This window comes from Bradyrhizobium sp. S3.3.6 (assembly GCF_040546905.1).
GTDB classification, from domain to species: Bacteria; Pseudomonadota; Alphaproteobacteria; order Rhizobiales; family Xanthobacteraceae; genus Bradyrhizobium; species Bradyrhizobium cytisi.
Genome location: NZ_JBEPOT010000011.1, coordinates 269125 through 291640 on the forward strand (window position 1 = coordinate 269125; position 22516 = coordinate 291640).

Here is a 22516-nt window from a genome sequence, read left to right on the forward strand (position 1 = left end):
CAACGGCTCCAACTCGCATCGATTTAGCGGCTTTTCCCGACTGGCCGCTTCGCGCCAACAGCCGTCATTCAGCGAAGGTCGCTTGTGGTCATTTTGAGACACGTCGACCGGTTGAGCCGGCAGGAAAGACCGGAAGCGTCGCTTACTTGCGCCGCCGTCAAAACTGACATTCACGATCCTCGAACCTGGGTGGAGGCTGTGGGCTATCTTCAGCGCCTAGCGCAGTGATACTTCCGCGCCTCGGAACAACTCAAGTTCACGGCTTATCGCTCTCCGGTTGCGAGGTGGACACCTTCGGCCCGTAGCGCATAATCCTCGGGCCGCATCCAGGGCGGCCTTTGCTGCCAACGCTGACGCTGTTCCGCCGATTGCGGGGGAACACGTTCCAGTGCTTCGCGCGCCTCACCCAATTGCCCGAGATGAGCGAGCGACGCAGCGACGTATTCGTAAGGGGGAGCATAGCTCGGACGCAGGCGGACAACTTGGCGCAATGTCTGCAGCGCAGCGACGAAATCGCGTGAAAAAAACTGCAAGAGGGCGCGCCAGATCGACCAAAGCCAAATCAGGGGATCGTGTGGGCTGGCACGCATTGCCTGCTGCAACCTCTCGAGTGCTTCCTCTCGATAGCCGCCGAACCCGAGTACACAACCAAGCATGCTGATGACAAAGGCACTGTTTGGATTGAGGGCAACCGCGGTGCGCGCTTCGGCGATCGCCGCCTCCCATTCGCCGCCCCACATCATCATGTGTGCCAGCACGGCATGCGCCATCGCATCCCTTTCGTCGAGCGATACCGCGATTTGCGCTTCTTTACGCGCGGTTCCTTGAACCTCCAAGAAGGGGCGACTCGAGAAGTGCCAGATATCCCACTGGAGAGCCAGCGCGTATCCGTAATGGCCGGGAGCGAAATTTGGATCGAGCGCGATAGCTTGGCGAAAAAAGGTCTGTGCGGTCCGGTTTTCCTCCGGTCCGTATTTGTTGAAGTGCCAAAGTCCTCGTTGGTAGGCTTCCCAAGCATCGAGCCGCTCCGGCGGCTTGCGTAATACTCGCTGCTGCTCGGCCTCGGCCAGCGCCGGCTCGATAACTCCCGCAACACTCGCCGTGATCTCGTCCTGCACGGCAAAGATATCGCTCAGGTCGCGGTCGTATCGCTCGGCCCAAATATGGGCGCCGGAGGTCGCATCGATCATTTGCGCGGTGACGCGCACCCGACTGCCGCCCTTGCGCACCGATCCTTCGAGCACATAGCGCACACCCAGTTCGCGCGCCACCTGCTTCACAGCAACTGCGTGGCCCTTGTAGGTGAAGGTCGAGTTGCGGGCGATCACAAACAGCCAGCGAATGCGGCTCAATTCGGTGATAATATCCTCAACCATGCCGTCGGCGAAATATTCCTGCTCGGGATCACCACTCATATTCTGAAATGGCAGTACCGCGATCGAAGGCTTGTCCGGCAGGGCGAGCGCCGGCCTTTCCCTTCGCGCGCTCCGGCCAATCGGTACGCGATAGACGCGCACCGGACGCGCGATGTTCTTGAGCTGCTGCACGCCCATATCCTCGAAGTGGATGGTGAACTTGTCGCGCACTTGCTGATAGGACGAGTCCGAGATGCAGATGCCGCCGGGCTCCGCTATACTTTCTAACCGCGCCGCGATATTCACTCCGTCGCCATGAATGTCCTCGGCGTCGATCATAATATCGCCAAGGTTGATCCCGACGCGAAACTCGATCCGTTGCTCATCTGTAACATCCGCGTTGCGCTCGGCCATGCCGCGCTGAACGTCCATCGCGCAGCGCACGGCGTCCACCACGCTCGGAAACTCGATGAGGATGCCGTCTCCGGTGGTCTTGACGACGCGCCCACGGTGCTCCGCAATCTCCGGGTCCATCAACTCGCGACGGCAGGCCTTCAGGCGTGCGAGAGTGCCTTCCTCGTCAGCTCCCATGAGTCGGCTATAGCCTGCCACATCGGCGGCCAGGATGGCGGCGAGCTTGCGTTCGATCCGCTCGGGAGGCACAGGGGAGCCCTCTCTTGACCTGCAGCGAAAGCCTAGCCCAAAGGTATCCACCAATTCAACGTCAGCCTTTCGCGTTCCCCTTCGGAAATTCGAGCACAAGGCACGTCGTCGTCGCATGCGCAAGCAGCCGACGCCTCGCATCGGTGATGCGCGCCTCGGCGGTAGCGACGCGACGGCCGGCGTTGAGCACGCGACCCTCGGTGCGGATCACGCCGCTCGTCTCGCTCATACCGCGCACGAATGAGATTTTGAATTCCAGCGTGGTGTAGCCGGTGCCTGCGGGGAGCGTGCTCTGCACCGCGAGCCCCATCGCAGAATCCAAGAGGATCGCGGTATAGCCGCCGTGCACCGAGCCGATTGGGTTGTAATGGCGCAGGCCCGGCACGCTGTGAATCACGACGGCGCCGGGTTCGACCGTGCAGTCGAACGGTTCGACCGTCTGCATGATCGGCGGCTCCGGCAATCGTCTCGCGAAGATCGCGCGGACAAAATCGAGCCCCGACATCGACGCCATCACGTCGATTGGTACGATGCCGTATTCGATAGCCTGCTTGCCGGATTTATCGCCCATGATCCCTCAGCACACCGCGATTCGGGCATTTACGATTGTTCAGAGAGCATTGCCGCGTCGAGCGCGGCATCTGGCAGCTGTTCAACAATGTCCGCTGCCAGGCTCGCGACCTTAAGTCCGGAACCAAATCCCGTCACCTGACAAAGCCATCGAATGCTGTCATATAAATCGGGTGGGAGTCCTCGTTTGCCTTCTTGAACTCGTCCGAGGGCGTGCCATAGATCACCCAGCGAGTGAGCTTGGCCACAGCGAAGAACTCCTTCGAGAATGGCCCGAAGCTTTCCGTTTGGTGGAATAGAGCCGCCTTCGAATCCGTGTAGCGTTCAAAGATGTCAACCGTCTTCTGGTCGTGCCCGATGTTGAACTCAAACTGCAGCGCGCCCGGCTCCTTCTCTGTCGCGGCCACAAGCTTTGGTATCAGCGGCGTGAACTTGTCCATCTGATCGACGGTAACGGTGAACACCCAGTACACCTGTTCGCTCCGCATCCCTGCCTCCATGGTACGCCGCCTCAAGGCTCACACGACGACGACAATCAGCGCAACTGCCAACCACCAGAACTGCGCGCAATCAATTTTCGCATGGGCCAATGTCACATTCAAACTGGCTATCGTCTTGAAGGCTTTTGTCGCGTCGGGAAATTTCTTGCCGTCTTGTTTCGAGAACGCGCCCTTGTGCCTTAAGCAAATGCCTCCAAGCCCCCGGGACCCTCGAAGACTTCGGTCTGAGACGGTTCGCGGAATGATCCAGGTGACCCGCTCGGTGGCTCCCATCGCCGCCGAGACACGAGGCTTGTCGGTTCCGCTCTACCCCAACAAACAGGCCGCTGATTGCTCCATCTGGACAGGGATTCCGCGTTCGCGTCGCCAGCGGGCTGGACTTAGACCAAAAGCCCTTCTGAAGAGCCTGCATAGATGTGCTTGATCCGAAAGACCTACGCTCAAGGCTATTTCACTCAGTGATGCCGCACTGGTCAGCATCAGGTGGCAGGCTCTCTCCAGACGCTTTCTCACCACGTAGGCATGTGGCGACTCGCCGAACGCTAATTTGAATTTTCGACAGAAGTGCGCTGGGCTCCGACACGCGACCGCACTGAGATTCCGAATGTGAAGGGTACGACCTAAATTGCTGTCAATGTAAGTTTGCACGCGAGCGATCTGCCATGCCACTAGACCACCTCTTGGGCAGCCGTTAGCGACAGAACAACGCTCGATCTCCATGTGCAGGATGCGCGATGCCGTAATCAGTGACGCCTTGGCGAGCTCTCGGTCACGCTCTAGCTCTCGCCTTGCAGTTTCAAGCAGCTCGATCAGGCTGTTTCCCACCAAGCGGAACTGCTGATCAGCGGCAAAGGAAAATTCTGGTGCTGGAGTTTGAAGTCCCCGCTCGAAACGACGAATTTGTGTCATGCGTTCGGAGGGTGCACTGGATCCTAATACGAGCATTATAACCTCCCGTGCATGGGGGAATTCCCCGGCAAAACCGGTACGACGCGTTTTGACGGTTTGGCACGGCGTGGTCGATTGCGCGGTGGTAGTGTGAGGTTCGCTTATAGTTGCCTTTTCTAAGCCATCGCTTAGGGACGACGCGGGCGCGAGATCTCTAACCACGCTTCTGCATACGTTAGCCGAAGAGCACGTAATGCCCGACGAGCAGCGTTGTAGCAAATGCAGCAGATGGTAATTTGCTGGCAGGGACAGCGCACTCGCGTGAAAGCGCTTGAGGCGATATCCCTTAGGCTGACTCAGGAGCTCTGCGGCTGCTGTAGCCTCACGTTGAGAGTGTCCGCCATCCGGCTGAGCTCGGGAAGCGAGCGGACCTTCATTTTCCGCATCAGGTGGGTGCGATGCACCTTCACCGTAGACTCGGCGATGCCGATATCGTTGGCAATCTGTTTGTTGAGGCGACCCGCCACGACATGGAGCATGATCTCACGCTCGCGTGAGCTGAGCGTGTCGAAGCGCTCCCTGAGCGCAGTCAATGCCCTGTCACTCTCCAGCCGGGCACGATCGCGAGCGAGGCCGGCCTCGACAGCGTCAAGAAGATCCTGATCACGGAATGGCTTCGTGAGGAACTCCATGGCGCCGCCCTTCATCGCTTGCACGGTCATCGCCACGTCGGCATGCGCTGTGATGAAGATGATCGGCACTTGCCTGTTCGCAGCGGCGAGGTCGCGCTGAAGCTCTAGACCGCTTCGCCCCGGCATTCTCACGTCGAGTACCAGGCAGGTGGGGCCTTCCGGCGGATCAACTTTGAGAAAATCGTGAACAGACGAAAATTGACAGGTATGTAGGCCGACCGTCCGCAACAGCCGCACGACCGAGTCGCGAAACTCGGGATCGTCATCGATGACCAAGACACTGGGATTTGCCTCACCCATCGCCGGTATCCCAAAAGGGAGCGCGTTACTCCTGCCATACTACATACAAGCGGTCGATTTGAACAGCATCTGCCCCCCAAGCGGATAGCCCAAGGCCTAAGCCATCGCTTAGGGGCGACGGCATTGCATTATTGGGGAATGTCCCTGACATTACGAAGTTGCATGCTGGTGCGAGGTATTGCGCCGCGGGTGGCGGAGCCACTAAGTTTCCCGGAAGCCGCAATGTTGAAGCATACGCTCGTATCTATCGTCGACGATAATCAGCCCTTTCGAGAATCTCTGCGAAAGCTCGTAATGTTGTTCGGCTACACTGTCGAATCTTTTCCATCAGCAGCCGATTTCCTGGCATCACGTCTCGTACCTGAAACCGACTGCCTGGTCACCGACGTTCAGATGCCTGGGATGACCGGAGTCGAGCTCCACAGGCGTTTGGTCGACACAGGGCACGCGATTCCGACGATCCTCGTGACTGCATACCCTGATGAAATGGTCAGGGATCAGGCCCTAAGGGATGGAGTCGTTTGCTACCTCAGCAAGCCAGTGGACGACGACGATCTCGAACGGTGCTTGCGATCAGCTCTGCAGGCCGGCACGCCGATTGAAGACAATTCATGAGTTCTCCTGGACCACAGGCAGAGTGAATTGAAATACCGCCCCCCGAGGCTCATTGGCACTCATCCACAACCGGCCTCCATGACCGTTGATGATGGTCTGGCAAATCGACAGCCCCATGCCGACTCCGCTGGTCTTAGTGGTGTAAAAGGGTTCGAAAACTCGATCGAAGTTTACCGGATCAATGCCGGGCCCTGAATCGTGCACTGCGACGAGGATGCCGCCGGGCTGGTTTTGCTCGGTTCTGATCGTCAACGCTCGCGTGCCCTCCTCAACTGAGCTCATCGCTTCGACCGCGTTCAGGATCAGATTCACGAGCACTTGCTGCAGTTGAACCCGATCACCCTGAACAGGAACCAGACCATCCATCAGGCGAGTGCTGACCGAGATGGCATCCTTGGCGATTGCGCTTCGCACCATCACAATCACCTCGTTGATGGCTTCATTGAGGTCAAAACGCTCTTTTCGCGGCGGAGCTCTCTTAATCTGACTGCGAATCCGTCCGACGATGTCCTTGGCTCGGTCCGCATCCCTGACAACACAACCAAGCGCTTCCCTGACCTCAGTCAGATTCGGCGGACTCATTTCCAAGAACCGCATCCCCGCACGGGCGTTGTTGCGCGCAGTCGCGATCGGATGCAGAATTTCGTGTGACAGCGAGGCGGCCAATTCTCCCATCATGCTCAAACGATTTATATGGGCGAGGTCTGCCTCAAGCTGACCTAGCCGCTCAAGCTCGTCTTGTGCGCGCTTCCGTTCCGTCACGTCGACGTTTGTGCAAACGACCTCAAGTAGCACGCCGGGTGGAGAAAATTCATGGTGGGTGTTTGCTTCCAGGTATTTGACCGTTCCATCAGGCAGCAAGATTCTGAATTCCTCAACGAAGTCTCTTTGCTCGCGCAATGCCTCCTGGACTTCTTTCCACAGCCTCTCGCGATCGTCTGGGTGAATGCGTCCCCACATATCGTCTCGGCTTGGAAGGCCCTGCAGCGGATCAAACCCCCAGATGCGGTAACTCTCATCCGACCAATACAGAAAACGCTTGGTTGTCCCGTCCAGAACCCAAGTACCGGTGTGGCTTAGCCTCTGTGCTTGTGCAAGCCAGGCTTCGTCGCGGCGCAATGCTTCCTCGGCCCGCTTGAGCTCGGTCAAATCGAGCGCGAAAATAACGCCCTCGTTGCCGCTTTTTTCGAACAGCGCTCCGCCGACTAACACGGGCACGCGGCTCCCATCTTTGCGGAAGTACTCCTTCTCGACCGGATGAAAAGCCCCGGTCGAGTGCAGTTCCGCCACTGAGCGTTCATTTTGCTCACGCCATTCGGCTGGCGTCAGATCGGTCAAGTGCAAGCGCCTCAAAACAACATCTTCGCGACTGTACTGTAGCATGCGCAGAAACGCTTCGTTAGCTTCGATAATTGCGCCTTCCAGATTCGAAATGCAGATCCCCAGAATATTGGCATCGACTAGGCGGCGGATCTTCCTTTCCTTGGAGCGGGCGACGTTGGCGTGAAACCGCATCGTCTCCACCAGCAGAACGACCAGGACGATCGTCGAGGTGAGCAGCGAAAACAGGCGGCCTGCATAAAAGCCGAGACTGAAGCGCCCGCTGACAAATATGGAGCCGAGTGCCATTTCCAGTAGTACCGCCAGAGCGACGATTATCAGCCATTGATCAAGTAGCGCGCGCCGGCGAAGCCACAGGACCGCGACCGCGCTAACGGACAACAGCATCGTGGTCGCGGCCGCCAGGCGAGCCTCCGGCGTAAAGCCAACCCTGTCCGCGAACAACACCGGCAGGTAGTTGTTGCCGGCGGTGGCGAGCAGGGTCAGTCCGCAGGCGAGCGTAAGAACGAGCGCGACGCTTCCGACGACCAAGGCGAGCAACGACGGTTCAGCCGGGCCCGGATCGGATTTTTCGTCCCTCAGCAATCCGTAGCCCAGAAGCGCCATGGGGAAAAGCAAGTGCCAGAACCAGTAGAGCGACGCTGTGGTCTGAAGGCCGGCGCCAAGCAGACCGGTCGGAGAAAATGCACCCGGAAACGTGAGCGCGTGCGGAATGATCATCAGGGCCGAGAAGAGGTAGCCGCAGGCGAGGACGAGGAGAGCGCGCAGGCGATAGATCGCGAATTGCGAGAACAGCAGCACCGAAGTGACCAGGTCGGTCACGAATATGACCCCCTCGAACGCGGGAATGAATGCGTTTATCTCCGCAAGCTGAGTTCTTGCGAACGGGGAACAAGCGCGAACGCCGCGACCTGACATACGGCGACGGCAACCGCCCACCGCGTCTGCCGATGTGTCGGCGGCAGGCTCAACAGTGACGTCTCGGCGCCTGTGGGGACACGCTCGTTCATTGGCGTCATCTCAGTGCTGAGAGCCAACGTCTGCGTACACGCCGTTTCCCGAAGCCGCCATTCAAAATGGGATTTCGGCCTGTCCGCTCGGCTATCTCCTTGGTGAGGCTACCTCAGTCGGTTGTGGAGCGGAAGGCGATTACCGCTATTAGAAAGGGAGACCTGATGTCGCTGATGGCAGATTCTGTTGCAAAAGTCAGTTGAGACAGGCCGCGAACCGTGATTCCGTTGTGTTGACGTGAATCTCGGCGAGGTCGATCCATGATGGGCCGTCCGACGAGTGACTAAGGTCAGCTGTTTTACGAGTTTTGTCTTAGCGACGCGGTTCCGCGTCATAGATAGGAGGCGGCATTCCACTCGTGATGCTGTGGTCGGATGAGCAGTGGCTCGTCCGCAATCGTCCTTTGTGCGCTTCGATAATCGACATGCCAGCCCCAAACCGCCCGGTTTCGTGGTGTGATGCGCTCTTCAATTCGTCCGAAGCCGTGATCCACAATTAGCGGTGCCGACGCATAATGGGCGGCGCGAAAGTGCATTACGACGGCATCGTTGCTATCTCGCAGACCGACTCCACCGCAGACCTGAAGGAGATTTCGGGCCAGTTACGAAGCATCGCAAACGGTCGCCTAGCCAAGGCAACCAAGGTGACGCTTCGTAGTGAGGTCCTGCGAATTGGACGCAATCGTCATTTTGTCCAAACTGCGAGAATTATTGCAAAGACCGGATCTCACGGTCGGGCGTACAGACGCTCACCACAGACCGCGCTCGCATCAGCACAAGGATGAGACGCACTGGGGCTCGAAATAGCGCCATCCGGCCAGGAGATCACAGATGTCCAAACTCGAAATGCTGACCCCGCAAAATAGCGCCATCGCCCTGATCGACTATCAGCCTGCCATGTATCAGGGCGTGCAGTCGCACGACCGGATTGTCGTCTTCAACAACATCCAGATCCTCGCAAAGGCGGCGAAGCTCTTCAAGATACCGACGGTGCTGAGCACCGTTGCAAAGGATTCCTTTTCCGGGCCCTTCATGCCCGAGGTGACGGATCTGTTCCCGAACCACGACATCATCGACCGCACCTCCATGAATTCCTGGCTTGATGCCGGTTTCCGCAAGGCGGTCGCAGCGACGGGACGCAAGAAGTTCGTCATCGCCGGGCTTTGGACCGAAGCCTGCGTGATGTTTCCAACGATCGACATGCTAAGGGAAGGCTACGAAATTTATATCGCTGCCGACGCCTGCGGCGATCTTTCGCTCGAAGCGCACAACCGTTCGATGGAACGTGCGGTGCAGGCCGGTGCGACCCCGATCACGTCTTGCCAATACGTGTTCGAGCTACAGCAGGATTGGGCGCGCTCGGAAACCTACGAAGGCGTCATGGACATCCTGCGCGGGCATTCGCCCTACGGCATCCAGGTCCGCTTCTCGAAGTGGGCGCTGGGCGAACACGCCTCGGAAGGTGGAGCGAAAGCTGCCGAATAACGATCGTTGTCTTCGCAACGGGGAAGATCGGCGATGAAAATCTATCTGCTATCAGCCGGCGCCGGCATTCTGGTCGGCGTCATCTACAGTCTCCTGAACGTTCGCTCGCCGGCGCCGCCGCTTGTGGCCCTGGTTGGCCTGCTCGGCATCCTGATCGGCGAGCAGGTTATCCCGGTCGGCAAGCAACTTCTTTCCGGTAACGGCCTCACCGCCGCGTGGCGGCAGGCACAGTGCGCCCCGCATATCTTTGGCCTTTTGCCTGGCCGCCAGGCGGACACCGCCGCGATGGCGCCCAGTGCCATCGAGGAGAACCGTTCATGAGCACGCCCGATCTCATTCTGCACCATGGCCTGTTCACGACGCTCGACCGCGGCAATCCAGCCGCGAGCGCGGTCGCAATCAAGGATGGCGTGTTCATCGCCGTCGGCCACGACAGCGAGGTGATGAAGCTCGCCGGGCCCTCGACCAGGGTGATCGACCTCAAGGGCAAGCGCGTGCTTCCGGGGTTGATCGACAACCATCTCCACATCATCCGCGGCGGGCTCAACTTCAATCTCGAACTGCGCTGGGACGGTGTCAGGTCTCTTGCCGATGCCATGAGCATGCTGAGGCGGCAGGTCGAGATCACGCCGGCGCCACAATGGGTCCGCGTGGTCGGCGGCTTTACCGAACATCAGTTCGTCGAGAAGCGGCTGCCGACGATCGACGAGCTCAACGCCGTCGCGCCGGACACCCCGGTCTTCCTGCTCCACCTCTATGACCGCGCTATCCTCAATGGCGCAGCGTTGCGTGCGGTCGGCTACACCAAAACCACGCCGGAGCCCCCGGGCGGTGAGATCACCCGTGACGCCAACGGCAACCCAACCGGACTCCTGCTGGCCAAACCGAACGCGAATATCCTCTACGCGACGCTCGCCAAGGGCCCCAAGCTGCCGTTCGAGTACCAGGTCAACTCGACGCGGCACTTCATGCGCGAGTTGAACCGTCTTGGCGTCACCGGCGCGATCGACGCTGGCGGCGGCTTCCAGAATTATCCGGACGACTATGCGGTCATCCAGAAGCTCAGCGACGAGGGCCAACTCACGATCCGTCTCGCCTACAACCTCTTCACCCAGAAGCCCAAGGGTGAAAAGGACGACTTCCTAAACTGGACCAGGACATCGAAGTACAAGCAGGGCACCGACTATTTCCGCCATAATGGCGCGGGCGAGATGTTGGTGTTCTCGGCAGCCGATTTCGAGGATTTCCGGGTGCCGCGTCCGGATATGCCTCACGAGATGGAGGGCGAATTGGAAGAGGTCGTCCGGATCCTGGTCCAGAACAAATGGCCGTGGCGTCTCCACGCGACCTATGACGAAACCATTTCACGGGCGCTCGATGTGTTCGAGAAAGTCAACCAGGACATGCCCCTCGAAGGCCTGCACTGGTTCTTCGATCACGCCGAAACGATTTCCGACCAGTCGATCGATCGCATCGCGGCGCTCGGCGGCGGCATCGCCGTGCAGCACCGCATGGCCTATCAGGGCGAATATTTCGTCGAACGCTACGGGTTTGGAGCTGCGGAAGCGACGCCGCCGGTCGCCAAGATGCTGGCCAAGGGCGTGAAAACTTCGGCCGGGACCGACGCGACGCGCGTTGCTTCGTATAATCCCTGGGTGTCGCTTTCCTGGTTGGTCACGGGGCGGACCGTCGGGGGATTACGCATCACCCCGCAACGCAACTGCCTCGACCGAGAGACAGCGCTCCGGATGTGGACGGAGAACGTCACTTGGTTCTCCAACGAAGAAGGCAAGAAGGGCCGCATCGCAGTAGGACAGTTCGCCGATCTCGTCGTTCCGGATCATGATTTCTTTTCCTGCGCGGACGTGGACATCGCGGACACGACGTCTGATCTGACGGTGGTCGGCGGCAAGATCGTCTACGCCAAGGGTGAATTCAAATCCCTTGACGCCCCGCCCCCGCCCCCTGCTATGCCCGACTGGTCGCCCGTCCGCAGCTACGGCGGGTACGCCGCATGGGGCGCCAAGGCCGAACCGGTTGCCGCGATGCGCATGCAGGCCGCGGCACACTGCAGTTGCACCAACAGCTGCGGTGTCCACGGCCACGACCACGCCAGCGCCTGGTCGGCGAAACTTCCTATTTCGGACCTGAAAAGCTTCTGGGGCGCCCTTGGTTGCGCCTGCTGGGCCGTATGAGATGGGCCGTGTCGGGGACACCCCGGGTTGGGTACGCACCATCCTGGGCTCGCCCTGGATGTGGCCTGCTGCTCGGGCGGCACTGGTTTCGGCTTTCTTGATCGGGGGCCTGACGAAGCTCTCCGACTTCAGCGCGGCCATCGCCGAACAGGAGCATTTCGGACTGCACCCAGGCTGGGCCTGGGCGGCGCTCGCGATCATTGTTGAACTGGGCGGTTCGGCCCTCGTGATGCTTGGGCGACTGGTCTGGCTGGGCGCCGGAGGCCTCGGCGTCCTAACCGCTGTCGCCATGCTGACCGCAAATGACTTCTGGCACCTGACCGGGAACGATCGTTTCATGGCGTTGAACGCGTTCTTCGAACACCTCGGGCTCATAGCCGGCCTCGTCGTCGTCTCGATCCACGCGGCGGGAGGCGAACGCACATGATCGAGCCCGCCGCTCACCGCTTCTTGTCGCCACCGTTAAGGAATCCGCAAATGGTCCGCCTTCGCTCACTCATCGCTGCCGTTGCCATCGCCACCCTGGCCGCCAATTCCGTCGCCGGCGCGCGCGAGGCCGCGCCCCTGGTCGGAGTCGGGCCGCAATACGACACGACGCACGTCTACGTCGCGCCAGACGATGTCGATAAATTCATTGCGAGTTTCAGCGCAACGTTCGGTGGTCAAAGCACCAAACAGGTGGTCGTTACGGTCACTCCGACACCGAGCAGCACGACGTCGCAACTGATCCAGACGCCGGTCGGCACCGTCTCGCTGTTCGGCTTCAAAACCCCGATCCCTTATCCGTTCGGCGCGGAACGGACGGGATACCTCGTCGCCGACATGGACGCCGCCATCAAAGCTGCGCGCGCTGCGGGCGCCGACATCATCGTCGCACCATTCCCCGATCCGATCGGTCGCGATGCCGTGATCCAGTGGCCGGGCGGCGTCAACATGCAGATTTACTGGCATACGACCAAACCCAACTACGCGGCGTTCCAGACCGTGCCGGAAAACCGCGTCTATGTCTCGCCCGACAGGGCGGACGCCTTCGTCAGGAGCTTTGTGCGCTTTTCCCGAGGAAAGATCGTATCTGATAACGGGCGCGCCCCCGGCGTGGAGATCGGCCGCGCCGACGGCACCTATCGTCGCATAAGGATTGAATCCGTGTTCGGTAAGATGACCGTGCTGGTGACCGACGGGCATCTCCCCTACCCCTATGGGCACGAAATGACGGGGTATGAGGTGCCCAACCTCGCCGAAACGCTCGGCAAGGCAAAGGCCGTGGGTGTCACCGTCCTGGTCGACGCCTTCAATTCGGACCACCGTGATATCGCACTGGTGCAGTTTCCGGGCGGCTATGTCGCCGAACTGCATGCAGCGTCGAAATGAGCCGAGTGCTGTGGCTTCCCGGCTCTCGCAGAGCGTCCTAATTTGGCGTTAGGCTCGACAGGCTTCTGTTCCCGGCATCCGATGACCCGTGTTGAGCCGCAATCGAAACCTCCGACCTACCGTCCCCGAACCGTTTTCCGGACGGTGCTGACGATTGGTTGCATGGTGTCGATGTCGGCGGTAGCCCGGGCCGACGATGCCGCGCCGCAGCGGCCCGCCATCAAGACCAATCGCTGGCAGGAGGATTGGTCGGTGCTGGCAAATCCGGCACTTCGGACCGAGCCCTACGATGCCATCAAGTACATTCCCATCATGCCTTGGGATCCGAAGAGCTACATGTCGTTCGGCGCGACGCTGCGGGAGCGGTTCGAAAGCGTCAACGCCGCCGGCTTCGGCGTAGGTGGCACGAAGAGCGACAACTACGTCATCCAGCGTCTTCAGTTTCACGCCGATGTCCATTTCGACGAGCACTGGCAACTGTTCCTGCAGTTCGAGGACGATCGCGCCTTCGGCAAGAACGTCACCACGCCCGTCGACCAGGACCCCCTCGACCTGCGGCTCGGATTTCTCGCCTACGTCAACGCGACCGAGGCTGGGACCTTCAAGACGCGGGTTGGACGGCAGGACTTCGACTTCGACCTGCAGCGTTTCGTCTCGTCCCGCGACGGTCCCAACGTGCGGCAGTCGTTCGATGCCGTGTGGGGCGACTGGGAGAGCGGCCCCTGGCGCTTCATTGGGTTCCTGAGCCAGCCGGTGCAGTACGATCTCCAACATCCGTTCGACGACACCTCGAACAGCCACTTCCGGTTTCACACGCTACGCGTCGAGCGTCAGGTGCTCGGGACGAACGAACTATCCGCCTACTACTCCTTCTATCAGAAGGACAACGCAAAATACCTCGACGCCAGCGGCGACGAAAAGCGCAACGTGTTTGATGTTCGGTTCGCGGGGAATCTCAACCATGTCGATTGGGATCTCGAGGCGATGGGCCAGACAGGCGTAATCGGCGGCAAAGATATCCGCGCCTGGGCGGTCGGAGCGCGCACGGGCTACACGTTCGCTCAATTCGTGTGGCAGCCGCGGCTTGGACTGCAAATAGATGCCGCCTCGGGAGACCATCATCCCGCCGACAACGTTCTGGGGACCTTCAATCCACTGTTTCCGAATGGTTACTACTTCACGCTGGCTGGGTTCACAGGCTACGTCAATCTCTTCCACGTCAAGCCATCCTTGACTGTAAAGCCCGCGACCAACCTGTCGGTCATGGGCGCGCTAGGCTTCCAGTGGCGCGAGACCACGGCGGATGCGATCTACGTGCAGCCCAACATCCCGGTCGCCGGTACGGCCGGCAAGGGCAGTGCCTGGTCGGGCGCCTACGGGCAGTTGCGCGTGGACTATCGCTTCAATGCCAATCTGACCGGCGCTCTGGAAGCGGTGCACTACAAGATCGGAAACACGATCCGCGAGGCGGGAGGTCACGACAGCGACTACGTCGGGGTCGAACTGAAGTATGCCCTGTAACTGACGTTCCGCGAGAAGGTTCGATCATGCCTGCCGCAAACTCAAGGCCGACGCTCCCGCTGCTGCTGAGCCTCAACGCCGGCTTCGTCGACACCGCCGGTTTCCTTGCTCTGCAAGGATTGTTCACAGCCCACGTCACCGGAAACTTCGTCACCCTCGGCGCCTCGCTGGTGTTTGGGACGTCGGGCGCGGTGGCGAAACTCCTGGCGCTTCCGGTGTTCTGCTTGGTCGTGATCCTGACGCGCCTCTTAAGTTCGGCGCTCTTGCGGTTGAACCGCCCTGCGCTGACGATCATTCTCGGCCTGAAGGTCGTCTTCCTCGTTGCCGGCGCGGTACTGGCGATCCGCCTCGGACCGTTCGTCGACGGCGACGCCTGGAAGGCGGTCGTCACCGGCATGGTCCTGGTGGCTGCCATGGCGATCCAGAACGCCGCCCACCGAATTCATCTCGGGACAGTGCCGCCCTCGACATTGATGACGGGAACGACGACGCAGATCATGATCGATCTCGCTGATATGGTGCACGCACCAACAGCGGAAAATGTGTCCGCTCCCAGCCCGCGCCTGCTGGCTATGTCGACCAACATAGCCGTCTTCGCGGCGGGCTGCGCCACCGCCGCCCTGCTGTATGCGCATGTCGGCGTCTGGTGCTTTGTTGTGCCGCCGGTTCTCGGAATGGTCACTCCATTTCTTCGTGCGCCAGGCTGAAAGGGTCCGTGACGATGCCTGAGCGCCATCGCACCCAGCGCGGCGAGAGGTCCGGTGCTGCTATTGCGGTCCGTCAGGCCAACCTTGTTTGCCGCTCGACGTCACGCATCCGATCGTTGTTCGGCCCTTGTGTTCCCTGCGCCAGGCCGACGGTGGCATGCCCACCAACCGGGTGAACACCCGCGTCAGATGGCTCTGATCGGCAAATCCGCAATCGACGGCGATCTCGGCGGTCGCCATCGAAGATCCGAGCAACAGCGTCTTCGCCTGTTCGATCCTGCGCAGCTGCAACCACTTGTGTGGCGTCATGCCGGTGGTCATACGAAACGACCGGATGAAGTGATTGCGTGAGAGTCCGCACGCCTTGGCGACGTCAGCCACCAGGATGTCGCCGCTGAGGTTGCTCGCCAGATACTCCTTGGCGCGCTGATTTTGAATCAGGGAGAGTCCTCGAGGCCGGGCGGTTTCGCGTTGGACGACCCCTCCGTAACGCTTACTGAGATGGGCAACGAGCGCCAGTGTAACATGATCGACGAACAGAGAAGACGCTTCCGCTGGGCGCTCCAGGGCCGGCAGCAGGACGGCTCCGAGATGGGCGACGACAGGATCGACCAAGCCGGGCTTGCAGTGCAGGTCGACGACCGGTGGATTGCCAGCTTCGTCGGTGAAATCGTTGAGGACGCTTCTAGGAATGTAGAACGATAGCGCCTCGTGCGGGCTCCCGACGTACGACGCGAATTCGGCGCCAAGGTTCACGATCCTGAGCGAATTGGCGGCGTAACCCTGCGAGATTACGGGGCGTCCGCTGCTCCACAATTCGTGGTAAGCGACTTCGGTCAGGTGAAGCGCGGCAATGAACGTGTCCTCGGCCGGAATTGTCGCTTTCATGCCGATATGCTCCGGACCACAGATGATCCTGGTGATTCCGATCTGAGCCTTGGGCAACGAACGTGTAATCAGCGCCGGCGAGCCGTCCAAGCCGTGGCTGTGAGCCACAGCGTCTCCGTAAGTCCGGTGTTCGTCCATCGAATGAGATCCTGTCCGGTCGAGAAGTTCGAAGAAATCATCGGGTTGGGCTCTATGACCTCCAATATCGCGACGCTATGATTTGAGAACAATACGTGATTTTATAACCATCATGTCCACGATTTGGAGACAATGAAGCGCAAATGGACAAGGTTGCCAGCCTCCGGGCGTTCGTGAAGGTCATTGAGACAGGCAGCCTCGCCCGAAGCTGGCCGTCAGCTCCGCCTCTCCCGTACGGCTTCCTGCTGACCGGCAATCAATGGAAGCTGACGGGTGCCGACGGCGATCACTAGATCCAGCCGACTTGGTCGCTGTGCGTAAACAATGCCGAGGTGCTGCGCGACGCCGCAATCCGCGGGTGCGGCGTCGCGCTGATTCCGACCTTTATCGCAGGCGAAGCCCTCGATAAGGGGGCGCTGCGGGCGGTGCTCCAGGACTATCGCACTCCTCCGTTGGCGCTATATGCGATCTATCCGCCCACGAGACATCTGTCGGTCAGGGTGCGACTGTTCATCGATTTTCTGGTCGAGCACTTCGGCCTGGACGCAACTTAGCAAGCCGGCAAAGTAGGACGCATGACCAATCCTGACGAGAGACCCAGTGCATCGCACGTCGAGGGGCGCGCCTCTCCCTGGGTCGCGTTTCGTCATCGGGCGTTCACGGTGGTCTGGATCGCGACCGTCGTCGCCAATGTCGGCACTTGGATGTACAACGCCGCGTCCGGATGGCTAATGACGAGCCTCAATCCCGATCCGCTGACGGTCTCTTTGGTTCAGGTTGCGGGCAGCCTTCCAATGTTCCTATTCGCGCTCCCCGCCGGGGCCCTGGCGGATACCGTCGACAAGCGCCGCTTCCTGATCGGTGCGGAGATTGTCCTCACCGTCGTCGCGGCAGCGAGCGCGGTGCTGGTCTGGCTCAACCTCGTCACCCCGTCCATCCTGTTGCTGTTCACGTTCCTGCTGGGCGCCGGCGCGGCATTCACAGCACCGGCATGGCAGTCCGTCGTGCCTCAGCTTGTCCCGAAGCACGACTTGGCCGCGGCGGTGGCGAGCAACGGCGTCGGCGTCAACATCAGCAGGGCGATCGGACCTGCGCTGGGTGGCGTGATCATCGGCGGTTGGGGCATCGCGGCACCGTTCTGGATCAACGCCTTGAGCAACTTCGCCGTGATCGGGGCCCTGCTCTGGTGGCGGCCGCCGGCATCGCCAGGGAGCGGGCTTCCGCCGGAGCGCCTGACCGGTGCCCTGGTGATCGGCTTCCGGCATGCGCGATACAATGCGAATTTGCGCGCAACGCTCATAAGAGCGGTAGCGTTCTTCTTCTTCGCAAGTGCTTACTGGGCGCTGCTCCCGCTGGTCGCACGCAATCAGATCGCGGGTGGCCCAGAGCTCTACGGCATTTTGCTGGGAGCGATCGGCATCGGCGCCGTCCTCGGCGCTTTCACGCTGCCCTCCATGAAGGTGGCTCTCGGATCCGACAAGCTTGTTGCGGCCGGCACGCTCGGCACGGCGCTCAGTCTGGTCCTGCTGGGCATCGCCCGTCATTCAACGATCGGCATTGCGGCCTGCGCGGTCGCGGGCGTTTCATGGATCGCAGTGCTCGCCAGCCTCAACGTCTCGGTTCAGATGTCCCTGCCGGATTGGGTGCGCGGCCGTGGCCTGGCCATGTTCGTCACCGTGTTCTTTGGCGCGATGACGGCCGGCAGCGCGCTTTGGGGGCAGCTTGCCTCGGCGCTTGGGTTGCCGGCAGCCCACTTCATCGCGGCCGCCGGCGCCGTCGTCGGCATCGCGGCGACCTGGCACTGGAAGCTACTGTCCGGTGCGGGAGTGGACCTCGCGCCCTCCATGCATTGGCCGGCGCCGGTCTTGGCGATCGACGCCGATGCCGACCGCGGTCCGGTGTTGGTAACGGTCGAGTACCGAGTCGCCCCCGAGAAGCGTGCCGCGTTTCTGGTCGCCGTCAGAGATTTGGGCCAACTGCGCCGCCGGGACGGCGCCTACACGTGGGACGTCTACGAGGACGCCGCCGAAAACGGACGTTTCCTTGAGACCTTCATGGTCGCGTCCTGGCTTGAACATCTCCGGCAGCACTATCGCGTGACCAATGCGGACAGGGTCGTTCAGGATACCATCCGTCAGTTTGGCTCCGCAGTGGAACCTAAGGTCACTCACTACATCGCCGCATCCTTTGGATCGTCTAACGAACCGCACTAGCCCGGGCTTGGCCGTCCACTGTTCTATGATCTCGTCCGCACCTGCCAGCAAAGTTGCCGGTACGGTGAGACCGAGCGCTGCCGACTGCAACGAGATCAGTTCGGTCTGCTCACGTTGGTTGTCCCTAGATTTTCTTTGATCTCTCGGTGCACGCATCGTGCACACGCGGCATTCTAACATACTGAAGAACTTAAACTCCCGCTCCAATCCATCATGGGGAAGTTCGAGGTAGTTGCATCTAGGCTGGGACAGCCAAATCCAAGATATGGTGACAAAGAAAAGCTGAACGATCTCCGTCTGATTCTCGGCCAGCTTCATCAGCTCGGACGAAACAGCGTCAAACACATAGTCCCAGTCACCCTCAGCGCGCGGACGAAGCAATCTCATGGTCGCATGCCAGGGATTATCTGCCCGATGGAACAACAAAGCCGGTGCGCATTGTGACCGAGCAGAACCCAGACAGGCTTTCCCAAGGCACCGGCCAAATGCGCAACCGAACTGTCGGTCGTGATGACGAGAACAAGCTGAGCGACGATCGCCGCTGCGTCGGCGAGGGCTTCCAACGCCGCCAAACCATCCTCGTGAGGATGAGCAAGATAGATGATCTTGCAGTCCTCCGGCGTGCACCAGGACGGCTTGTTCGGATATGCAAAGAAGCTGACAGGCGGGCTCGCGCCGATCAGGATCAGCACTCAAACACCCCCTTGCATCGACGGGTCACGGCAATCCTTCGGTCGCAGATCGCGAATGCCCGCTCTGCGCCACGAGCGGCCGTTCGCTCACCAGGCCATAGGCGAAGACTGCTCGTGACATGGCACGCGCGACCGCAGATATCGTAGTTTGGCGTACGGTGAGCGGCCCGAGACATAGGTGACAGAACGTACTGGACACATGGTGAGGAAGGACTCGAACCCCCGACCTTGTGTTGTTCTAGCGATCCGTCGCCGGCCGACCGGTAGACTCAACGTTTTCCATAGCTGCCTCTACACCGACCCGCGATTACAGGCTCGAATTCTGCCGGCGCGCTCCAAAATGGTGACCACTCTGATCGCGCAGATGTCCGATTTGTTCGCCCCCATATCCAAATCTACGACGCGCTTGTAGTCGACCTGTACCAATGGGTCTGTGCGCGGTACCTCGTTTCTGTGAAGGGTGCAGAAACTACGTTGCTGGCGCGCCATTCAGAATAAAACTGCGAACCCGTATATCATTGAAATATCTCTATAATTTTGGCGGCAGATTTTCTCTCAGCTCGCTAAGCCGCGTTGCGCCCGAGGCAGCCATTCATATGCAAGAAGGCGGTGCATTGCATCATTTAACCTTCTCCACGAAAGATCTCGTTCGGCGGGAGGCTGATGAGTCAACTGGCCACGAAGGCGTGACGTGCTTCGGAGTGGCTTGTCGGTTCGACCTCTCCCGCTGACAGCATCCACCCCGCGCTTTTAACTTCGCGAACCGCCGGTCCTAACCGCATGGCTGCAGCGGCTGCGAACCGACTAGGGCGAGCGCCGTAAACCTTCGTATCGGTCCGCGACCCCTTTTGATGCCCGACGTTTACCAACGTTCAGTTGAACCGCTGATCGCGATCGTCTTAGCTAGGGTGTGCGGTAGCACTCCCGCTATCGCTGCCCTCCTTGGGCGTTTCCTCCCTAGACTTGGGCCGCTTGTGGCAACGCAGGCGGCCTTTCTTTCTAGCGCTGGCGGTGTCTCTTTGAAGTCCACGGCCCGCGAGGCCTCGCTAACTCAATGCTGCCGTATCGATGGCGCGGCGAATCACGTTGTGCATCCTTGAGCGCTAAGTTGCTCTGCCCAACACGCGAGGTCGTTCGTATTCAACCTAACAGTCAGCATTGAACTATTTCCAGATTGTTAGTTGAGAATCTGGTGAGCCGTTGCTAACAGCGACTGCTCTCCAAACACTTAGGAGTTAAGACCTTGAAAGCTGCCAAAGCCAAGAAGAGGGCCCCGCGTCGTGAGTGGACTGCGGCGGATTTGAGAGCCCTCAAGAAGCACTCAAAGGCCCGCACACCAATCGAGAAAATTTCGAAGGCGATGAAGCGCACTATTGGCGCGCTGCGCGTAAAGGCGTCGCAGCTCGGAGTGGGCTTAGGTCATCAGCGCTGAAATGTCCTGTGAAGTCGCGCGCCGCGGCAAGTGACGCGCGCCTTCTCTCACCGTAGCAGCCCAAACCATAGCGGCGGCTGCTCTGTCGGGAGCTGATCGCGCTGCCGTCTTCTAAGGCTTCGTGAACGTAGTCTGTCACGCACCCGCGAGGTGCTATCTTTGGCCGTGTACTGATAAATCAGGTGGTGTGACACTCTGAAGTTGATGTACGTTTTGCCGCTAAAAGCGACGTGGTTGCTGCGCAGGAGCGACATGCCGCGACGGGCCAACAGGCGACATCGCGCGTGCGCTCCTCTGGCCAGTTTTCTGAGTGAAGACTTGGCGTTCACGCGCAAAGGTCAAAGTGAACACAACTTTTCTTGTTGGCGAGCGCTACGGCCGCCTCTCGACGCCGTGCTTGCCTACGTAGTCGATAAGTAGCCTTTACGAGGAATTACGCATCAGATTCCATACATGCGGCGCATGGTGTGGACCTGTGCCACCAGCCGAGGCCCAGGCAAGCTCTGAGATCGCCTGCTTCCAGGCGCCGTCGATCTCGCCGAGCACGGGATCGTCGGGGACGAAGTCATCGGTGGACACGACCTCGTTGAATTCGAACTGCCCGGTAACTGGGTCAGGCCGTGGCGGCAGTTCTCCTTGGTTGGCGGCGAGCTGCAGAGGATCGCGATCAGGTAGTCGGCGATATGCCCGACGAGGTCCAGATCTTGGTGCCGTTGATGAGATAGCCGACGTCGGTTTTGGTCGCCCGCGTCTTTGCCGCGAACAGGTCGGTGCCGGAGTTCGGCTCGCTCATGCCGATGGCAAAGCAGACTTCGCCACAGCAGATGCGCGGCAGGATGTCCATCTGACCGCAGGGCAAAGGACCCGATCACCAACAACCGGACCGTCACCATTCCTTAAATGTTGGCTCAATGCACCCCCCGCAGACCCAAGGAAAGGACCAATCGGCCGTACGCTTGGCACTGTCGGGGATGTACTTGCTCCAGACATCCGCTCGGACCGGATTGATTGACTGCCAAATGACATCAAAGGTCCCGGAAGAATTTATTTTGCCTATCATGACTGGCTTGGAAAGATGATGATTAGTGTTCATCACGACCTCGAAGCCGCTCGGCGCCTTGATTCTTTGCCCGTACATGGCCTGCCGGACTGCATCCACGTCGGTGGTGCTCGCCTGGACAACGGCCTGCGCCCACATCCTGAAGCCAATGAAGGTGGCTTCCATCGGGTCATTTGTGATTTTGTCTCGTTGCTCGTTGAAGTCCGCCCACATTTTCACGAACACTTCGTTTTCTGCTGAGTTGATCGACTGGAAATAATTCCAGGCCGCCAGGTGCCCGACGGGCGCGATTTCCGCACCGAGCAATTCGCGCTGGCCGATGGAGAAAGCCATGACTGGAATTGCGGAATAGCCGAACGGCGTATAAATCGTCATGATGTCGTCTGACGATACCCCCTCTGCGGTAAGATGCCCGCTCAGGATTCGGTTGGTCGTGCGCGGGTAGACGTAGTCAGTACCGAGCAGAACCCATCTGCGGACCTCGCCTCCCTCCTTGCTCATCAGATATTGAACGGCCGGAATTGCCTGCTGATTCGGCGCGGCCCCCGTGTAGAAAATGTTGCGCGAGCTTTCTTCACCCTCGTACTGCACCGGGTAGAAGAGCAGGCCGTTCAACTGTTCGAAAACCGGCAGAACGGACTTACGGGAGGCGGAAGTCCAGCAGCCGAACACGACCGCGACTTTTTGCTTCGAAAGTAGTTCCCTGGCTTCTTTCGCAAAGACGTCCCAATCAGACGCGGGATCAACGATCACCGGCTCCAATTTCCGTCCCAGCAGCCCACCTTGGTCGTGTCCCCGGTGGTGGTGTAGCTCGGTAGAGCAAGGCCGCCCGGACGCGCGCCTCCAATAGCGCCGTAGCGGGCGGGCGGCTTTGCGGTGG

General features: G+C 60.0%; 19 protein-coding genes and 3 pseudogenes. 12 read left to right on the plus strand and 10 right to left on the minus strand.

The genetic code is table 11. From position 1 onward, the window contains the following. Nucleotides 1–263 precede the first annotated feature (263 nt). From ABID59_RS28195 to ABID59_RS28215, 5 genes are all read right to left on the minus strand, one after another. Nucleotides 264–2018, minus strand: coding sequence for an adenylate/guanylate cyclase domain-containing protein (locus ABID59_RS28195; protein ID WP_354033186.1), 1755 nt, complete (start codon nucleotides 2016–2018; stop codon nucleotides 264–266). 61 nt (nucleotides 2019–2079) lie between these two features. Next, nucleotides 2080–2589, minus strand: a complete 510-nt coding sequence (locus ABID59_RS28200; protein ID WP_354085545.1) for a PaaI family thioesterase — start codon at nucleotides 2587–2589, stop codon at nucleotides 2080–2082. 133 nt (nucleotides 2590–2722) lie between these two features. Continuing rightward, nucleotides 2723–3076: a putative quinol monooxygenase gene (locus tag ABID59_RS28205; protein ID WP_354033188.1), complete on the minus strand. Its 354-nt coding sequence runs from the start codon at nucleotides 3074–3076 to the stop codon at nucleotides 2723–2725. Between the two features lie 318 nt (nucleotides 3077–3394). Continuing rightward, complete coding sequence (locus tag ABID59_RS28210) at nucleotides 3395–4033, minus strand: helix-turn-helix domain-containing protein (protein WP_354033189.1); 639 nt, start codon at nucleotides 4031–4033, stop codon at nucleotides 3395–3397. Nucleotides 4034–4332: 299 nt separating this feature from the next. Next, the gene (locus ABID59_RS28215; protein WP_354033190.1) at nucleotides 4333–4968 is read right to left on the minus strand and encodes a response regulator transcription factor; all 636 of its coding nucleotides are present in this window, start codon (nucleotides 4966–4968) and stop codon (nucleotides 4333–4335) included. Between the two features lie 222 nt (nucleotides 4969–5190). Between ABID59_RS28215 and ABID59_RS28220 the strand changes: the two genes are divergently transcribed. Next, nucleotides 5191–5583, plus strand: coding sequence for a response regulator transcription factor (locus ABID59_RS28220; RefSeq protein ID WP_354033191.1), 393 nt, complete (start codon nucleotides 5191–5193; stop codon nucleotides 5581–5583). Here ABID59_RS28220 and ABID59_RS28225 read toward each other — a convergent pair. Then, nucleotides 5578–7842: an MASE4 domain-containing protein gene (locus ABID59_RS28225; RefSeq protein WP_354085546.1), complete on the minus strand. Its 2265-nt coding sequence runs from the start codon at nucleotides 7840–7842 to the stop codon at nucleotides 5578–5580. The two genes, ABID59_RS28220 and ABID59_RS28225, sit on opposite strands and share 6 nt — an antisense overlap. Nucleotides 7843–8446: 604 nt before the next feature. On the opposite strand from ABID59_RS28225, the pseudogene ABID59_RS28230 reads away from it, so the two are divergent. The 8 genes and pseudogenes from ABID59_RS28230 to ABID59_RS28265 all read left to right on the plus strand — a co-directional run. Then, nucleotides 8447–8530: pseudogene (locus ABID59_RS28230) on the plus strand (alpha/beta fold hydrolase); the annotation flags it as partial. A 235-nt stretch (nucleotides 8531–8765) separates the two neighbouring features. Further along, nucleotides 8766–9419, plus strand: a complete 654-nt coding sequence (locus ABID59_RS28235) for a hydrolase (RefSeq protein WP_354033193.1) — start codon at nucleotides 8766–8768, stop codon at nucleotides 9417–9419. Nucleotides 9420–9452: 33 nt separating this feature from the next. Further along, nucleotides 9453–9740 (plus strand): XapX domain-containing protein, encoded by a 288-nt coding sequence (locus tag ABID59_RS28240; RefSeq protein WP_354033194.1) that lies wholly within the window; start codon nucleotides 9453–9455, stop codon nucleotides 9738–9740. Next, the gene (locus tag ABID59_RS28245) at nucleotides 9737–11614 is read left to right on the plus strand and encodes an amidohydrolase (protein WP_354033195.1); all 1878 of its coding nucleotides are present in this window, start codon (nucleotides 9737–9739) and stop codon (nucleotides 11612–11614) included. Before ABID59_RS28240 ends, ABID59_RS28245 begins: the two co-directional genes overlap by 4 nt. A gap of 1 nt (nucleotide 11615) precedes the next feature. Beyond that, complete coding sequence (locus ABID59_RS28250; protein WP_354033196.1) at nucleotides 11616–12041, plus strand: DoxX family protein; 426 nt, start codon at nucleotides 11616–11618, stop codon at nucleotides 12039–12041. 50 nt (nucleotides 12042–12091) lie between these two features. Next, nucleotides 12092–12985: a glyoxalase gene (locus tag ABID59_RS28255; protein WP_354033218.1), complete on the plus strand. Its 894-nt coding sequence runs from the start codon at nucleotides 12092–12094 to the stop codon at nucleotides 12983–12985. Nucleotides 12986–13147: 162 nt separating this feature from the next. After that, nucleotides 13148–14506 (plus strand): alginate export family protein, encoded by a 1359-nt coding sequence (locus tag ABID59_RS28260; protein WP_354033197.1) that lies wholly within the window; start codon nucleotides 13148–13150, stop codon nucleotides 14504–14506. 26 nt (nucleotides 14507–14532) lie between these two features. Next, nucleotides 14533–15213, plus strand: a complete 681-nt coding sequence (locus ABID59_RS28265) for a YoaK family protein (RefSeq protein ID WP_354033198.1) — start codon at nucleotides 14533–14535, stop codon at nucleotides 15211–15213. Between the two features lie 60 nt (nucleotides 15214–15273). Here the strand turns inward: ABID59_RS28265 and ABID59_RS28270 are convergent, their stop codons facing one another. Beyond that, a complete protein-coding gene (locus tag ABID59_RS28270; protein ID WP_354033199.1) occupies nucleotides 15274–16239 on the minus strand; it encodes a helix-turn-helix domain-containing protein in 966 nt (321 codons plus the stop codon). 227 nt (nucleotides 16240–16466) lie between these two features. Here ABID59_RS28270 and ABID59_RS28275 point away from each other — a divergent pair. Further along, nucleotides 16467–16793: pseudogene (locus ABID59_RS28275) on the plus strand (LysR substrate-binding domain-containing protein); the annotation flags it as partial. A 21-nt stretch (nucleotides 16794–16814) separates the two neighbouring features. Beyond that, nucleotides 16815–18452, plus strand: a complete 1638-nt coding sequence (locus tag ABID59_RS28280; RefSeq protein ID WP_354033200.1) for an MFS transporter — start codon at nucleotides 16815–16817, stop codon at nucleotides 18450–18452. 383 nt (nucleotides 18453–18835) lie between these two features. Here ABID59_RS28280 and ABID59_RS28285 read toward each other — a convergent pair whose 3' ends face one another. Next, complete coding sequence (locus tag ABID59_RS28285) at nucleotides 18836–19144, minus strand: glycosyltransferase family 9 protein (RefSeq protein WP_354033201.1); 309 nt, start codon at nucleotides 19142–19144, stop codon at nucleotides 18836–18838. 1243 nt (nucleotides 19145–20387) lie between these two features. Between ABID59_RS28285 and ABID59_RS28290 the strand changes: the two genes are divergently transcribed. Beyond that, nucleotides 20388–20576, plus strand: a complete 189-nt coding sequence (locus ABID59_RS28290; protein WP_354033202.1) for a hypothetical protein — start codon at nucleotides 20388–20390, stop codon at nucleotides 20574–20576. A gap of 480 nt (nucleotides 20577–21056) precedes the next feature. Here the strand turns inward: ABID59_RS28290 and ABID59_RS28295 are convergent. Beyond that, a pseudogene (locus ABID59_RS28295) lies at nucleotides 21057–21423 on the minus strand (acyl-CoA dehydrogenase family protein); the annotation flags it as partial. A 39-nt stretch (nucleotides 21424–21462) separates the two neighbouring features. Next, nucleotides 21463–22516 (minus strand): transporter substrate-binding protein (locus ABID59_RS28300; RefSeq protein WP_354085547.1); only part of this gene is annotated, 1054 nt, incomplete at its 5' end.

What these genes read in the sequence shown, in the direction of transcription:
- ABID59_RS28200 (WP_354085545.1), bottom strand. Translation starts at nt 2,589, where the DNA reads ATGGGCGATAAATCCGGCAAGCAGGCTATCGAATACGGCATCGTACCA.
- ABID59_RS28235 (WP_354033193.1), top strand. Translation starts at nt 8,766, where the DNA reads ATGTCCAAACTCGAAATGCTGACCCCGCAAAATAGCGCCATCGCCCTG.
- ABID59_RS28205 (WP_354033188.1), bottom strand. Translation starts at nt 3,076, where the DNA reads ATGCGGAGCGAACAGGTGTACTGGGTGTTCACCGTTACCGTCGATCAG.
- ABID59_RS28245 (WP_354033195.1), top strand. Translation starts at nt 9,737, where the DNA reads ATGAGCACGCCCGATCTCATTCTGCACCATGGCCTGTTCACGACGCTC.
- ABID59_RS28255 (WP_354033218.1), top strand. Translation starts at nt 12,092, where the DNA reads ATGGTCCGCCTTCGCTCACTCATCGCTGCCGTTGCCATCGCCACCCTG.
- ABID59_RS28225 (WP_354085546.1), bottom strand. Translation starts at nt 7,842, where the DNA reads ATGTCAGGTCGCGGCGTTCGCGCTTGTTCCCCGTTCGCAAGAACTCAG.
- ABID59_RS28215 (WP_354033190.1), bottom strand. Translation starts at nt 4,968, where the DNA reads ATGGGTGAGGCAAATCCCAGTGTCTTGGTCATCGATGACGATCCCGAG.
- ABID59_RS28280 (WP_354033200.1), top strand. Translation starts at nt 16,815, where the DNA reads ATGACCAATCCTGACGAGAGACCCAGTGCATCGCACGTCGAGGGGCGC.
- ABID59_RS28270 (WP_354033199.1), bottom strand. Translation starts at nt 16,239, where the DNA reads ATGGACGAACACCGGACTTACGGAGACGCTGTGGCTCACAGCCACGGC.
- ABID59_RS28220 (WP_354033191.1), top strand. Translation starts at nt 5,191, where the DNA reads ATGTTGAAGCATACGCTCGTATCTATCGTCGACGATAATCAGCCCTTT.
- ABID59_RS28210 (WP_354033189.1), bottom strand. Translation starts at nt 4,033, where the DNA reads ATGCTCGTATTAGGATCCAGTGCACCCTCCGAACGCATGACACAAATT.
- ABID59_RS28240 (WP_354033194.1), top strand. Translation starts at nt 9,453, where the DNA reads ATGAAAATCTATCTGCTATCAGCCGGCGCCGGCATTCTGGTCGGCGTC.
- ABID59_RS28265 (WP_354033198.1), top strand. Translation starts at nt 14,533, where the DNA reads ATGCCTGCCGCAAACTCAAGGCCGACGCTCCCGCTGCTGCTGAGCCTC.
- ABID59_RS28260 (WP_354033197.1), top strand. Translation starts at nt 13,148, where the DNA reads ATGGTGTCGATGTCGGCGGTAGCCCGGGCCGACGATGCCGCGCCGCAG.
- ABID59_RS28250 (WP_354033196.1), top strand. Translation starts at nt 11,616, where the DNA reads ATGGGCCGTGTCGGGGACACCCCGGGTTGGGTACGCACCATCCTGGGC.